We start from the raw sequence: 14,550 nt of genomic DNA, 5'->3' as shown, positions 1-14,550 counted from the left end.
GCCCCCTTTGCACAACCGGGAGTGCCCCCCATGTCCGATTACCTGATGTCTGTACGCGCAGTGCGCAACGGTGCGTTCGTGGCCGACGTCGGCCCCACCAAGTTCCTGGTCACCCCTGACGGCCAGGCGGTAGCGCCGGCCCAGTCCATCACCGCCGCCGCCTGGTACAAGGCGGTGCGCGCCGATGCGGTGTGGGCCAATGCCCAAGGCGAGCCGCGCGGCGACGTGCTGTTTATCGTGCACGGCTACAACATGAGCGAGGCCGAGGTGCTCCAGCGCCATCGGTTGATCAAGGACGGCCTGGCCGAGTTCGGTTTCAAGGGCGTGATCGTGTCGTTCGACTGGCCCAGCGACGACAAGACCCTGGCCTACCTGCCCGACCGCCACCGGGCCAAAGACAGCGCGTTCAAGCTGGTGACCGACGGCATCGCCTACCTGTCGGGCCAGCAAACCCCCACCTGTAGCATTAACGTCCACGTGCTGGGGCACTCGACCGGGGCTTATGTGATCCGCGAGGCGTTCGACGATGCCGATGACGCCGGCCTGCCCAATTCAGCCTGGAACGTCAGCCAGATGCTGTTCGCCGCCGGCGACGTGTCGTCGGCCTCCATGTCCGATGACAACCCCAGCACCGATTCGCTGTACCGCCACTGCGTGCGCCTGACCAACTACGCCAACCGCCACGACCAGGCGCTGGACATTTCCAACGTCAAGCGTGTCGGCACCGCGCCGCGCGTGGGGCGCGTGGGTTTGCCCGGCAACGTGCCGGCCTCGGCGGTGAATGTCGATTGCACAACCTATTACGAACGGCTGATCGCCGACAGCGCCCACGACCAACCCGGCGGTTTCGTCGGCCTGCAAAGCCACTCCTGGTACTTCGGCAACCGGGTGTTTACCGAGGACCTGTTCGCCGTGCTGATCGGCACCGATCGCAGCGTGATCCAAACCCGTGAAGTCGCCGCCGATGGCAGCATTGCATTGCGCGGTGAATGAGCCGCAGGCGGGGCATTTGTTACCCAACGCTGTGGCACAGGGTGACACTGCGCCCCGTTGCAGTGCGCCGGCAACACCCACGGCGCGGGCCATCCCCCTGCCCAGCAAGGCCCGGGCCGCCATGGCGCACATTGTGCATCTGTCCGCAGCCCTGCCCCCTTAGAAGCCCCCATGCGCCCCAAGGAACTGAAACTCTGGACCACCGGCGTCGCCCACCTGCTGGCCCTGCCCGCCGGGCATGCGCGGTTGTCGGGCCTGAGCCATTGGCTGCGCCAGGTGTGCCCGGTCGACCACTTCGTGCTGTTCGTCTACGAAGGCAATCACCGGCCCTTGGCGATGTTCGACACCTTCCCCGCCGACAAGCGCGCGGTGTACGTGGACGACTACCAATGCGGGCCCTACCTGCTGGACCCCTTCTACCTGGCCTGCACCCGCCGCCAGGCGCCGGGCCTGTGGCGGTTACGGCAGTTCGCCCCAGACCACTTTTACCTCGGCGAGTACTACCTCACCTATTACCAGCAAACGGGCCTGGCCGAAGAAGTGGCGTTTTTCGTCGACCTGGGCGCCGGTGCCATGGCCGTGTTGTCACTGATGCGCTCCACTGCCAACTGCGCGTTCAGCCGTGACGAGTTGCAATTGATCGAGTGCGCCCAGGCGGTGGTCGAGCAAGTGATTGGCGAAGCGTGGCAACTGCGCCAGGCGCAACAACCGCGCCCGGCGCAAGATTTGGACTTCAAGATACGCGAGGCCTTCGACCAGTTTGGCGCGCACATCCTCACCGGCCGCGAACAGGAAATCGTGCAACTGCTGCTGCGCGGCCACTCCAGCGCCTCGGTGGCCGAACAACTGAACATCAGCCCCGGCACCGTCAAAATCCACCGCAAAAACCTCTACGCCAAACTCGGCATCGGCAGCCAGTCGGAGCTGCTGGGGCTGTTCATTCGCGAGCTGACGCAAGACAAACTGCAAGCAGCAAGCTAAACGCACGACCTGCTTGTGCTGTGCGCTTGCAGCCTGCGGCTGCGCCTATCCCCCAAGGGATATATACAGCGCGAAACCCTGATTGCTAGTTTGGCCCCCCAAGACCACCGCATCTCGAGGGAGCCGAACCGTGAACGACCATTCGCCCAGCGATATCGAATTTTGCAACGTGATCAAGTGCTACGGCGATATCCAGGCCGTGGGCAGCCTGAACTTCGCGGTCAAGCGCGGCTCGTTCCACTCCTTTCTGGGGGGCTCGGGCTGCGGTAAAACCACCACCCTGCGCATGATCGCAGGCTTCGAGCAGCCCACCCGCGGCGAAGTCAAACTGGCCGGCAAAAGCGTCGCCGGGGTGCCCGCCTACCAGCGCCCGGTGAACATGGTGTTCCAGCACTACGCGCTGTTCCCGCACCTCACCGTGGCACAAAACATTGCCTACGGGCTGCGCTACCGCACCCCGCGCCCCGACAAACACACCCAACTGCGCTTGGCCGATGAGGCCCTAGAAATGGTGCGCCTGAGCGGCTTTGGCCAGCGCAAGCCGAGCGAGTTGTCGGGCGGCCAGCAACAACGCGTGGCCCTGGCCCGCGCCTTGGTCAACAAGCCCACGGTGCTGTTGCTCGACGAGCCCCTGGCCGCCCTGGACCGCAAATTGCGCAAAGAGATGCAGTCGGAGCTGCTGCGCCTGCAGCGCGAGGTGGGCATCACCTTCGTGCTGGTGACCCATGACCAGGAAGAGGCGCTGTCGATGAGCGACAGCATCAGCGTGATGCGCGACGGCGCGATCATCCAGACTGCCACCCCCGAACAACTCTACGAGGCCCCGGCCACCCGCTACGTGGCCGACTTCATTGGCGAGGCCAACCTGTTCGACGGCACCGTGCGCCGCCTGCAGGGCAACTCGGTGGTGCTGCGCACGGCCCAAGGCCTGGAACTGACCAGCCCGCTGACCCCCACCGGGCAGTCGCTCAGTGCCGATGCCTTGGGCTGCATTGCCGTGCGCCCGGAGCTGGTCAGCATCGCCGCAGGCGAGGCCACCATGGCCCGCGAAGTGACGCTGCAAGGTTGCGTGGAAGACCGCATTTACCTGGGCAACTCCACTGAATACCGCGTGCGCACCCAGGCCTTCGGCCTGGTGTGCGTGCGGGTGCCGCGCCAGCAGGACCACGGCGCCAATGCCTTCGAACACGGCGCCGCGGTGCGCGTGGGCTGGGATCACGCCAATGGCCTGGCCATGGCGTTGTAAGCACGACTCGAATCGTTTCATCAACCGGATGGGGAGCGTCGCCATGGACCAGAAAACCTTTATCAAAACCCTGCGCAGCTGGCAGAACGGCTCGATCAGCCGGCGTGACTTCCTGGGCCGCACCGGCCTTGGGATCGCCGCCGCCGTGGTCGCCAGCAACCTGCCGGGGCTGCTGAGTGCAAACGCCTATGCCGCCGACGCCACGAACCTGGGCGATCGCCTCTCACTGGCCACCTGGCCGAACTACCACAGCCAGGAAAACCTCGACAATTTTGCCAAGAACACCGGCGCGCGGGTGTCCATGAGCGTGTTTGGCTCCAACGAAGAGATGCTCGCCAAACTGCAGGCCGGCGGCAGTGGCTGGGACGTGCTGGTGCCCACCAACTACACCATCAGCACCTACGTGGGCCTGGGCCTGATCGAGCCGCTGGACCTGTCGCGCATCCCCAACTTTGACGCCGCCGCCTTCCAGCAAAAATTCATGGCCCAGGGCACGGTGGACGGCAAGGTGTATGCGGTGCCGAAAAACTGGGGCACCACCGGCATGGTCTACGACACCACCAAGCTCAAAACCAACCTGCAAACCTGGAAGCAGTTCTGGGAAGTCGCCCAAGGCCCCGCCAGCGGCCGGGTGATGGTGCACGACTACCAGTTGACCGCCATCGGCAACGCCCTGAAAAGCTTTGGCTACAGCTTCAACTCCCTAGACCCCAAAGAGCTGGCCGACGCCGAGAAGTTGCTGATCCAGGTCAAGCCGCACCTGTTTGCGATCAACTCCGACATCCAGCCCTCGATGCGCAGTGGCGACGCTTGGCTGGCCATGTCCTGGACCGGTGACGCCTCACAACTGCACCGCGACAACCCGCAGATGCAGTTCGAACTGGGCAAGGAAGGCGGCGAGATCTGGAGCGACTTTTTCGCCATCCCGAAAAGCTCGGAACACAAGGACGCCGCCTACGCCTTCATCAACTACCTGCTCGACCCCCAGCACAACAAACTGGAAGTGTTGAGCCACGGCTACCCCAGCGGCGACAAGCGCGTCGATGCCCTGCTGCCCACGGCGATGCTCGACGACCCGATCATGTACCCGGCCGCCGAAGCCCTCAGCCCGCTGGAATTCGGCGCCGCCGCCACGCTCACCAGCCCCGCCCGCGCGGAACTGATGGCGCGCTTCAAGTCCGCTTGACCCATGGCCAACAAGGAGCCGCCCATGAACGCTGCCGCCCACCCGCACACGGCGCACCTGCCGCTCGACGCTCGCCCCAGGCGCAGCCTCGGCCGGCGGATCACGCTGTTGATGCTGTTGCCGTCCACCCTGTGGTTTTTGCTGCTGTTGCTGATGCCCCTGGTGATCATCCTGGTGTTCAGCTTTGGCGAGCGCAGCGCCGTGGGCGGCTATGCCGGCGGGTTTACCCTGGCCAACTACCTGAACCTGGGTTCGCGGGCGGCAGCGTTCGGCAACACCTTGCTGCTGGCACCGCTGGGCACCGTGGTGTGCCTGGTGGCGGCCTACCCGCTGGCCTACTTCCTGGCAGTCAAGGCCGGCAAGAACCGCTCGTTACTGTTGACCCTGGTGATCGTGCCGTTCTGGACCAGCTTTTTGATCCGCACCTACGCCTGGATCTTCATCCTCAGCGGCAAGGGCATACCCGCCTTGCTGGCAAGCGTTGGCCTTGAAGACGTGCGGCTGATCAACACGCCCTGGGCGGTGCTGATCGGCATCGTCTACGGCTACCTGCCGCTGATGGTGTTCCCGATCTACGTAAGCCTGGAAAAACTCGACAAACGCCTGCTCGAAGCCTCGGCGGATTTGGGCGCCAGCGCCGTTTCGAGCTTCACGCGCATCACCCTGCCGCTGTCGGCGCCGGGGATCATCACCGGGGTGATGCTGGTATTCATCCTGCTGATGGGCGAGTTTTTGATCCCGGCGATATTGGGCGGCGGCAAGGTGTTCTTTGTTGGCAATGCCTTGGTCGACCTGTTTTTGCAATCGCGCAACTGGCCGTTCGGCAGTGCGTTGGCGATGACGCTGGTGGCGATGATGCTACTGATCATCGGTGGCTATTTGAAGTTGGTGGCGCGCTACGGCGGCCGCCCGGCCGATGGAGGGCTGTGACATGTGGCTGCGCAGTTATTCGACCTCGCTGTACCTGTTTTTGTATGCACCGATCGCGCTGATCGTGCTGTTCAGCTTCAACGCCGGGCGCAGTGGCCTGGCCTTCGAGTGCTGCTCGGTGCAGTGGTTTGGCCGCGCCTTCGGTAACCCCTTCATCATGGAAGCTTTGGGCCACAGCGCCTTTATCGCATTCAGCTCGGCGGTACTGGCCACGCTGTTCGGCACCCTGGCGGTGTTCGGCCTGCAACGCGCCGGGCGCAAGATCCGGCTATTGTTCGACGCCCTGACCTACTGCGCGATCATCATCCCGGGGATTGTCATCGGCATCTCCACGCTGATTGCCTTCATCAGCCTGTTCGACCTGATCAACCCCGTGCTGGCTGCCTGGCTGCCGGGCGTGCCGCGCCTGAACATGGGCTTTTTCACGGTGATCGCCGCCCACTCGCTGTTCACCATGGCCCTGGTGATGGTGATCGTGCGCAGCCGCGTCGACAGCCTGGACAAGGCCCTGCTCGAAGCCTCCGCCGACCTGTACGCACCGCCCATGGAAACCTTTTGGCGGGTGACGTTGCCGCAGATCAGCCCGGCGATCATGGCGGGCTTTTTGCTGGCGTTCACCTTCAGTTTCGACGATTTCATCATCGCCTTTTTTGTCGCCGGCTCCGAGACCACCTTGCCCATTTATATCTTTTCCTCGATCCGACGTGGCGTCACGCCCGAGATCAACGCGGTGTCCACGGTGATCATCTGTGCCTCGCTGGCCTTGTTGTTCACCTCCCGCTATCTGCAAAACCGCCGCACCGGCGTTCAGGAGCCTCAGCATGCGTGACCAGCTCTATATCAATGGCGAATGGGTGAGCCCGGACCTGGGCGGCTACCTGGATGTGATCGACCCGGCCACCGAGCAGGTCATCCAGCGCGTGGCCGCTGGCACCGAAGAGGACGTGGACCACGCCGTGCGCGCTGCGCGCCGGGCCTTCGACAACGGCTGGGGGCACAGCAGCGGCGCCGAGCGCGCGCAATGGCTGGAGGCGCTGGCCACGGAACTGGAACACGGCCAGCAGGCCCTGGCCGAGCTTGAGGTGCGCGACAACGGCAAGCCGTTGCCCGAGGCGCAGTGGGACATCGGCGACGCCATTGGCTGCTTTCGTTACTACGCAGGCCTGGCCCGCGAGCTCGATGGCCGCCAGGACCAGCCCCTGGCGCTGCCCGACCCGCGCTTTCGTTGCCGTATTCGCCACGAACCGATCGGCGTGGCCGGGCAAATCATCCCCTGGAACTACCCGCTGCTGATGGCCGCGTGGAAAGTCGCGCCCGCGCTGGCCGCCGGCGCCAGCGTGGTGCTCAAACCCTCGGAACTCACGCCCCTGACCGCCCTGGAACTGGCCGCCGCAGCCGATCGCATCGGCCTGCCGGCCGGTGTATTGAATGTGATCACAGGCCTTGGCAACGAGGCCGGCAGCCCGCTCACCGAACACCCTGGCGTGGACAAGCTGGCCTTCACCGGCAGCGTGCCCACCGGGGCAAAAATCATGTCGGCGGCAGCCCGCGACATCAAGAACATCAGCCTTGAACTGGGCGGCAAATCAGCCTTTATCGTGTTCGACGATGCCGACATCGAGGCGGCGGTGGAATGGATACTGTTCGGGATCTTCTGGAACCAGGGCCAGGTGTGCAGTGCCACCTCGCGCCTGCTGGTACAAGACAGCATCGCCCCCCGGCTGATCGAGCGGCTGGTGGAAGAAACCCGCAAGATCACCATCGGCCCGGGGCTGCAGCCCGGCGCGCTGCTCGGCCCGCTGGTCAGCCAGGGCCAACTGGACAAGGTACTGGGCTACATCGACCAGGGCCTGGCCAGCGGCGCGCGCCTGCTGACCGGCGGGCGCCGGCCCGGCCACCTGGCCCAGGGCTATTTCCTGGAGCCGGCGATTTTCGATGAGCCGGGTTCCAGCAGCATCCTGTGGCGCGAAGAAGTGTTCGGGCCGGTGTTGTGCATCAAGCGCTTCAACACCGAAGAGCAGGCCGTGAACATGGCCAACGCCAGCCGCTTTGGCCTGGCGGGCGCGGTGATGAGCGCCGACCCGCAGCGCGCCACCCGCGTGGCCAACCAACTGCGCGCCGGCATCGTGTGGGTCAATTGCTCGCAACCGACCTTCGTCGAGGCGCCCTGGGGCGGCATGAAACACAGCGGCATCGGCCGCGAGCTGGGCCAATGGGGGTTGGATAATTACCTGGAGACCAAGCAGGTGACCGAGTACGTGGGGGATGGGCCGTGGGGCTGGTATCTGCGCTGAGGGGTTGGCCGCAGCGCCGCCCGCTCACCACTGGCGCTTGTCCGGCCGCATCAACCCCAGCTTCTCGATCCGATAGCGCAGCATGTCCCGGCTCAAGCCCAGCAGCCTGGCCGACTTGGTGACGTTCCAGTCGGTCTTGTCGAGCATCTTGCGCACCATGTCGCGCTCCACCTCCGGCAGGTTCATGTGCTCCACGCCGTTGATGGGCGCGCGCGGTTCGCTGCTGAACGGTTCGTGTTGCAACAGGGGCTCGTCCACCAGGCTGTGACACACGTTCAGTTGGTGGGCGGCGATGGTGTCGTGCTGGGCCAGCAGCACGGTCTGTTCGAGCATGTTGCGCAATTCGCGCACGTTGCCCGGCCAGCTGTAGCTGAGCATCAACTCCTCGGCCTGGGCGCTGAAGTGCAGGTGCGGCTTGCCATAGCGCTTGCCGTGCTGGGCCAGAAAGTGCCGCGCCAGCAGCAGGATGTCGTCGGCGCGGGCGTACAGGCGCGGCACCTTGATGGAGATGATGCGCAGGCGAAAGAACAGGTCGCGGCGAAACTTGCCTTGCTGCACCATCTGCTCCAGGTTGCAGTTGGTGGCGCTGATAATGCGCAGGTCAACCTTGCGCTCCTTCACCGAGCCCACGCGGCGGATGGTGCGGTCTTCCAAAAGCTTGAGCAGCTTGGCCTGCAGCAGCAGGTCCATCTCGCCCACCTCATCCAGGAACAGCGTGCCGCCGTCGGCCGCTTCCACCAGGCCCACGCGGCGATCCTTGGCGTCGGTGAAGGCGCCCTTCTCGTGGCCGAACAGTTCCGATTCCAGCAGGTTGGAGGGGATCGAGGCGCAGTTGAATTCAATGAACGGGCCCTTGCTGCGCGGGCCGTCGAAATGCAGGGCACGGGCCACCAGTTCCTTGCCGGTGCCGGTTTCGCCCTCCACCAGCACCGGGGGCAGGTCGGTGTTGGCCATGCGCCGTTCAGCCTCAAGCAACTGGCCGATGGTGCTTTTCATGTTGAGCATGGGCGCCGACTCGCCGATCAGCGCCTGCACGCCAGACTTCTGCGCCTCGCGCTCCTGGTAGAACGACAGCGTGCGCTCCATGCGCTCGGTGGCCAGGGCCTTGTCCAGCAGCAGCTTGAGCTCCGGCAGGGCCACAGGCTTGGTCACGTAGTGAAAGGCGCCCTCCTTCATCGCCACCACGGCGTCCTCGATGTTGCCGTAGCCGGTCATCATGATCACCTTGAGGTCTGGCGCACTGACGCGCAGCTTCTGGATCAGGTCGTGGCCGCTCATGCCCGGCAGCGAGTTGTCGGTCAGCACCGCGTCGGGTGCGAACACGCGCAACTGCTCAAGGGCGTCTTCGGCGCTGTGGCACACGGTCACCTCAAAGCCCTTGCGCTCCAGGTAGGTCTGGATGTTCTCGGCCAGGATCTCATCGTCCTCGACCAGCAATATGCTGTGCTCCATATTCCCCTCCCGCTGCCACTCTAAAGTTTAGACTTACACGGGTTCCTTCCTGCTCCTGGCTGGTCAGGTCGACCGAGCCCTCGAAGCGCTCCATGATTCGTTTTACCAACGCCAGGCCCACGCCCAGGCCGCCTTGCTTGGTGGTAAAGAACGGCTTGAACACCATGCGTTCCTGCTGCTTGTTCATGCCCTTGCCTGTATCAGTCAAGACCATTTGCAGGCGATCGTTGGGCAACGGCAGCACTTCGATGGTCAATACCCCACCTTTGGGCATAGCCTCCAGCGCGTTGGCGAACAAGCTGTTGAGGATTTGCGTCAACAGCACCTGCTGGCTGATCACCGGCGGATGGGTCTGCGGGTTGAACTGCAACTGCACGCCAGCGCGCTTGATCTGCGCATCGAAGGCATTGACGGTGTCGTCGATTGCCAGCACCAAGTCGACGGCTTCCTGGTCGTCGTTCATGGGCCGCAGTGAGACAAGCAATTCGCGTACCCAGCGCGACATACGGTCAACCTGGCTGATGATATCGCCGATGTTTTTCTGCGCGGGCGGGTTGGCCACCTCTTGCGCAAGCTCAGCACTGGAGCGAATCGTGGCCAGGGGGTTGCGCAGGCTGTGGGCCACCGCCGAGGACATTTCGCCCAGGGCAACGAACGTCTCATTGGCCACCAGTTGCATTTGCTGGCTTTGCAACAGCCGCGCGGCGCGGCGCACGATCCAGAACAGGCCCAGGTAGATCAGCAGGCCGCCAAACAACGTGGCCACCCAGATCAGGGTGAAACCGCGGCGGATACGCTCGACCAGGTCCATGGGCTCCTTGTAGATCTCGACCATGGCCACCACCTTGCTGTGGTCGGCGTCGAACAGCGGGATGTAGTTCTCGATGAACAGGTAACGCGGCTCGCGCAGCAGTTTCTGCTCGGGGCGTTCATCGTCGATGCGGTGGTAACTGGACGACACCGGCACCTTCAGGTTGAAGGAATCACCCAGGTCGTCGTCATCGTCATCATCGATCTTGACCCCCACCAGGGCCGGGTTGGTGGACCAGATGATCGTGCGGTCCAGGGCATACACGCTGGCCAGCAGCGAGTCGGGCAATTGCTCGATGTGGTCGAGGAATTCGTTGCGTGCGCTGGTGCGGGCAGCCAGGTCGACATCGGGATAGGCGTCGTCCTGGCGCGGGTCGATCAATTCACCCATGGTGCGGTGGCTGGTGATGCCGGCATGGCGCAGTTCCGCCTCGGCGATGGCCTGGATGAATTGCGCGGTCAACAGCGCGTCGCGCTCCACGCTTTCGATCACCACGAACCGGGTGGACACATAGCCCAGGCCCACGGCCACCGCCCCGATGATCAAGAAACTGGCCAGGGAAAACCAGCGCAGCAGGTTGAAAGGCCCGCGCCAGACTTTCTGTTCCAAGGCCTGCGCGCCGTGGTCGGCGCTTTGTTGTTGTTTGAGCATCAGCATGGGAGAAACTCCGGGATGCCGTGGGTACCGCTGTGTAGCCTGCCCCTCTGTCTAAAGCATTGATACTTTAGTCATGAGGCAGACGCCGGTAATTCTAGTCGACGATCAGGGAACCGCAGCCCCCTTGTCGGCAGCGTCCTGGGTGTGATGCATGTGCTCCATGTGGTCCATGTCCATGTCCATTGCCGCATCCGCCATCGGTGCGGCCGGTGGGTGCTGGCGGTCGGTTTCTTCCTGCAGGTAGGTCAACAACGCCAAGGTCGCGGCGTCGTCCAGGCGCAGGTTGGGCATGGCCACCTTGTCGTATTGCTCGTACAAGGCGGTGGCCAGCGGGTCTTTCTCGGCCAGCATGCGGTCCGGTTCTTTCAGCCAGCGGCTCAGCCAGGCCGGGTCGCGCTTGCCGGTCACCCCGATCAGGTCCGGGCCGATGCTGCGCAGGCCCAGGCCCTGGCCGTCCAGCGGGCCCATGCTGTGGCACGAAGCGCAACGGGTACGGAACAGCTCCTCGCCGTTGCTCGGTGGGCGCACCACCGGCGCGTCGGCGTAGCTTTGCTCGGCGCTGGGCTGCTTCCAGTTTTGCAGGGTATTGGCCAATTGGTCGGCCAGAATCCAGGGGTTCTCGAACGGCGAAGCCTTCATCCAGCGCCCAGTGGCCTGGTTGCCGACGATCAGGCTGAGGTTGTGGTCTTTGCTGCGGCCGTTGTCCACCCCCTCGATGAACAACCCCAGTTTTTGCCGTAACTGGGTGACATCCTCCTTGCTGCCGGTGAGAAACTGCCAGCCCGGCCCCACCTTGAACTTCTCGGCGTAGCGCTTGAGCATCGCCGGGGTGTCGGTGTCGGGGTCGATGGTGATGGAATAAAAGAACACGTCCTGGCCCACCCGTTCCCCCAGCAACTTTTGCACCTGGCGCAAACGCGCGGTTTCCAGCGGGCAGGAATCGGTGCACGAGGTGAAGATGAAGTTGATCACCACCACCTTGTCTTTGATCAGGTCGTCGAAAAAATGCACCGCCTGGCCGTCCTGGTTGGTCAGCGGGGTGTTGGGGAAATAGCCCTCACCCCACGGGGTGGCCGACGCCTGCGCAGGCGGCGCCGGCACCTGGTGCGCCACCAAGGCCTGGCTGCCCAGCAGCCCGGCCACCAACATCAGGATCAAGTGCATGCCCCGTGCCCGGGTACCCATTGCGTGAGCAGCCATGACTGTTTCCCCTTATTTTTTCACGGTCACTTGCGGGCCGAAACCATCGCCGTTGCGGAAGGTAGGCAGCGCGGCGGAGTTCACATAGCGCACCCCGTCCCAGCTGGGCAGCGGCGTTGGCATCAACTGGAATTGCCCGGGGTGTTCGATGTCCCAGCGCAGCAGCATGGAGTTGTCCTCGTGCTGGGTGTTGTGGCAGTGCTCCATGTAGGTGCCGGCGAACTCACGGAAGTTGATCACCATTTCGACGTTGTCCAGGCCGTCGTTTTCCATGCCGATGCGGTACACGTCCTTGCGCGCCCATTTTTCCCATTCAGGCGGGGCCTTGCCGCCGCGGCTGAGGATGATGCCCTCCTCGAAATGCACGTGCACCGGGTGGCTCCAGCCCTTACCGCCCAACTGGATCTTCCACACCTCCAGGGTGCCGTAGCCGGTGATGCCGGCATCGGTGGGGCCGCTGGCCAATTGGGTCGAGGCATTCAGGCGACGCGGGTCCATGTGGTAGCCAAAACCACCGTCGGTCTTGACCGTCCAGGGCGCCTCGTCGGTGCCATCGGAGCGGCCGAAGATAAAGGTGCGGTGGCGCGCCTTGGCAATCAGCGCCTGGTCGGCCGGGTTATCGCGGTGCAACTTGAGCGGGATCATCACCTTGCCGACTGCCTTGCCGGGCTTGGCCGGCTCATAGGCGGCCGGGTCCATGGCCAGGTCCTGACCGGTATAGGCCTTGACATTCAGTTGCAGAATCTTGCCCACGCCCGGGTCACCCTTGTCCCACTGCGGGCCTTTGCTCGATTGCTTGATCACCGCCAGGTACTTCTCAGACAGCACGTCGGCCAGGGCAATGTCCTCCTTGGGCCCCTTGCCGTCGTCGTGGGCCTTGAGGTTGATCATGAACACCTTGTCACCGGGTTTGATCCCGTTTTTGGCGAAGTTGACGATGATGTCGAAGCGCTCGGCAATGCCTTGGGTGGGCAGGATCGCGTTGTGGTTTTGCAGGTCGCCGTCGGCGTCCAGGTCCATGCTGCCGTCGAACGGCACGCTGTGCTCCATGATGTTGCCGTCGTTGGCGATCAGGTGGAACGGCACCCGGCTGTAGGACAGCCCCGAGCCCTTGGGCCCCTGGAACTCGCCGCTGCTGCCCTTGATTTCGCGCACCAGGGCGAACTTGAAGTAACGCGACACCGAACCGTTGAGGATGCGGAACCGGTAACTGCGGGCGCGCACGTCCAGGGTCGGTTTCCACTGCCAGTTGACCAACACCTGGTCACCCAGGAAGCCGTCGGTGTTGAAGGGGTTGAACCACAACTGGCCGTCCTGATCCCAGGCCTTGTCGGCCACCACCAGGTTCACGTCATAGTCGCGGTTGCCCCACGGCAGGCCGCTGCCGCTGGGAAAGCGCAGGTTGACGCCGTCGTCCACCGCTTCGTTGCCGCGGTCCAGGGCGCTGTAGTAGTTCATCATCGCCGCGTTGCCCTTGTAGACGTTCTGGGCGGTGAAATCGAGCATGTGGTCGTGAAACCAGTGGGTACTCATGGTTTCGCGCCAGTCGCCACGGATCTTGATGGTGCCGTGGTCGCAGGTTTTCATGCCGGGGCTTGTATCGTTGACCCACAGGGTTTCGCCCGGCGCGCAGGGGAATGCGGCCTTGGGGTCGGACGCCTGGGTGTTGATGCTGTCGTAGCCGGCCAACTGGATGGGCCAGCGGTAGTCGTAATATTGGCCCGGGAAGAAGAACGCGTTGGCATAGCCGTCGCTTTCGGCCGGTGCGTGGCCGTTGTGTTCGTGGGTGCTGATGGTATGGATGCCAAAGCCCTTGTTGGCCGAAGGGTCGATGGGCAGGCCGTTGTAATGGCGCATCAGCACGGGCTGGCCGTAGCGCACCATCAACAATTTGGGCGGCAAGGTGCCGTCGAAAGTCCACACCGAATTGTGGTTCTGCGCTGGCATGTTGGGGTGAAAGCGCGGGTCTACGCCTTTGCTGGTGCCATCGGTGACCGGCACCCCGGCCACGTTGTGGTACAGACCACCCGGTCCAAACTCGCCCACCTGGTAGCCATGGCGCTGCTTGCTGTCACGTACCCCGCCGTTGACCCGGATACCGGTTTGCACGGTCTTGTAGGCCGCCTGCGGGTAAAACTCGTTCCAGCGCTGGTGCGACCAGCCCTTTCCTGGTGGCCTGCCTTCAGCAGACGAGCCGATGTGGCGGTTTAGAAAGTACTCGATCTGCGCTTGCCAGGGGTTGCGGTCCACGGTGTTGGCGTATTGGGCCGGGAATGGGGTAAGCCCCGGCTGGCGCAAAAAGGCGTCCAGCGCGGCCGTGGGCGGTTCGCTGCGGGCGTCGCTGACAGGGTCTTGCTGGGGTGCCGGGCCCTTGACCGGGGCTGGGAACGGCAGCGGCCCGGCCGGGGTGGTGGGGTCGAGTTTTTCCGGGCCGAACTCTTCGAACAGCAACAATTGCTGGGTAAACGGTTGCGCGCCGTACAGGGGGCTGGGCTTGCCATTGGTGGGGTAGTTGAAGCTGGTCTGGGCCGAAGGTGGCAGCACGTTCTCACTGCGCGTGGTGGCCTTGCTGCCTTTGACGCTGTCGGGCAAGTCCAGGGCATCCTCGTTGGCCTCCGGTAGGGTCAGGATGCTGTTGAGCGCTGCGGGCTCGTCGGCGGGTTCGTCGTAATAGGCAGAGGGGTCCGAGGTCTGCGGCTGACTCTCGTCGTCGATCGGCCCGGCCTGGGTGCCCTGCGCCAGGAGCGCAATGGCCATCGCCACGCTCAGGGGCGTCAACCGGGCTATTCGTTTGAAGGTG

11 protein-coding genes are annotated in these 14,550 nt (G+C 64.0%); 7 read left to right on the top strand and 4 right to left on the bottom strand.

Features of this window, described 5'->3' with window-relative positions; all coding sequences use genetic code 11:
- Positions 1 to 30 precede the first annotated feature (30 nt).
- The 7 genes from L9B60_RS25790 to L9B60_RS25760 all read left to right on the top strand — a co-directional run bounded on the left by L9B60_RS25790 (position 31) and on the right by L9B60_RS25760 (position 7,630).
- Positions 31 to 993, top strand: coding sequence for an alpha/beta hydrolase (locus L9B60_RS25790; RefSeq protein WP_249673801.1), 963 nt, complete (start codon positions 31 to 33; stop codon positions 991 to 993).
- A 171-nt stretch (positions 994 to 1,164) separates the two neighbouring features.
- Positions 1,165 to 1,974, top strand: a complete 810-nt coding sequence (locus L9B60_RS25785) for a response regulator transcription factor (RefSeq protein ID WP_249673800.1) — start codon at positions 1,165 to 1,167, stop codon at positions 1,972 to 1,974.
- Between the two features lie 130 nt (positions 1,975 to 2,104).
- Positions 2,105 to 3,220, top strand: coding sequence for an ABC transporter ATP-binding protein (locus L9B60_RS25780; protein WP_249673799.1), 1,116 nt, complete (start codon positions 2,105 to 2,107; stop codon positions 3,218 to 3,220).
- Positions 3,221 to 3,263: 43 nt separating this feature from the next.
- Entirely contained in the window at positions 3,264 to 4,406 is a 1,143-nt protein-coding gene (locus L9B60_RS25775) for an ABC transporter substrate-binding protein (RefSeq protein ID WP_249673798.1), read from the top strand.
- 24 nt (positions 4,407 to 4,430) lie between these two features.
- Positions 4,431 to 5,336: an ABC transporter permease gene (locus L9B60_RS25770; RefSeq protein ID WP_249673797.1), complete on the top strand. Its 906-nt coding sequence runs from the start codon at positions 4,431 to 4,433 to the stop codon at positions 5,334 to 5,336.
- A gap of 1 nt (position 5,337) precedes the next feature.
- Positions 5,338 to 6,165: an ABC transporter permease gene (locus tag L9B60_RS25765; protein ID WP_249673796.1), complete on the top strand. Its 828-nt coding sequence runs from the start codon at positions 5,338 to 5,340 to the stop codon at positions 6,163 to 6,165.
- Entirely contained in the window at positions 6,158 to 7,630 is a 1,473-nt protein-coding gene (locus L9B60_RS25760; RefSeq protein ID WP_249673795.1) for an aldehyde dehydrogenase family protein, read from the top strand. Before L9B60_RS25765 ends, L9B60_RS25760 begins: the two co-directional genes overlap by 8 nt.
- A 24-nt stretch (positions 7,631 to 7,654) precedes the next feature.
- On the opposite strand, the gene L9B60_RS25755 is transcribed toward L9B60_RS25760, so the two are convergent.
- From L9B60_RS25755 to L9B60_RS25740, 4 genes are all read right to left on the bottom strand, one after another.
- Positions 7,655 to 9,082 (bottom strand): sigma-54-dependent transcriptional regulator, encoded by a 1,428-nt coding sequence (locus L9B60_RS25755; RefSeq protein WP_249673794.1) that lies wholly within the window; start codon positions 9,080 to 9,082, stop codon positions 7,655 to 7,657.
- Positions 9,048 to 10,550 carry a sensor histidine kinase gene (locus L9B60_RS25750; RefSeq protein WP_249673793.1) on the bottom strand — a complete coding sequence of 501 codons (1,503 nt, stop codon included), beginning with the start codon at positions 10,548 to 10,550 and terminating at the stop codon, positions 9,048 to 9,050. The genes L9B60_RS25755 and L9B60_RS25750 overlap by 35 nt, the downstream gene beginning before the upstream one ends.
- 105 nt (positions 10,551 to 10,655) lie before the next feature.
- On the bottom strand, positions 10,656 to 11,750 hold the full coding sequence (locus L9B60_RS25745; RefSeq protein ID WP_249673792.1) for an SCO family protein: 1,095 nt from the start codon (positions 11,748 to 11,750) through the stop codon (positions 10,656 to 10,658).
- Between the two features lie 12 nt (positions 11,751 to 11,762).
- A complete protein-coding gene (locus tag L9B60_RS25740) occupies positions 11,763 to 14,507 on the bottom strand; it encodes a multicopper oxidase domain-containing protein (protein WP_438866015.1) in 2,745 nt (914 codons plus the stop codon).
- Positions 14,508 to 14,550 lie beyond the last annotated feature (43 nt).

The sequence above is a fragment of the Pseudomonas abieticivorans genome, assembly GCF_023509015.1.
Classification (GTDB): domain Bacteria; phylum Pseudomonadota; class Gammaproteobacteria; order Pseudomonadales; family Pseudomonadaceae; genus Aquipseudomonas; species Aquipseudomonas abieticivorans.
This window is presented reverse-complemented; position numbering and strand designations above follow the sequence as displayed.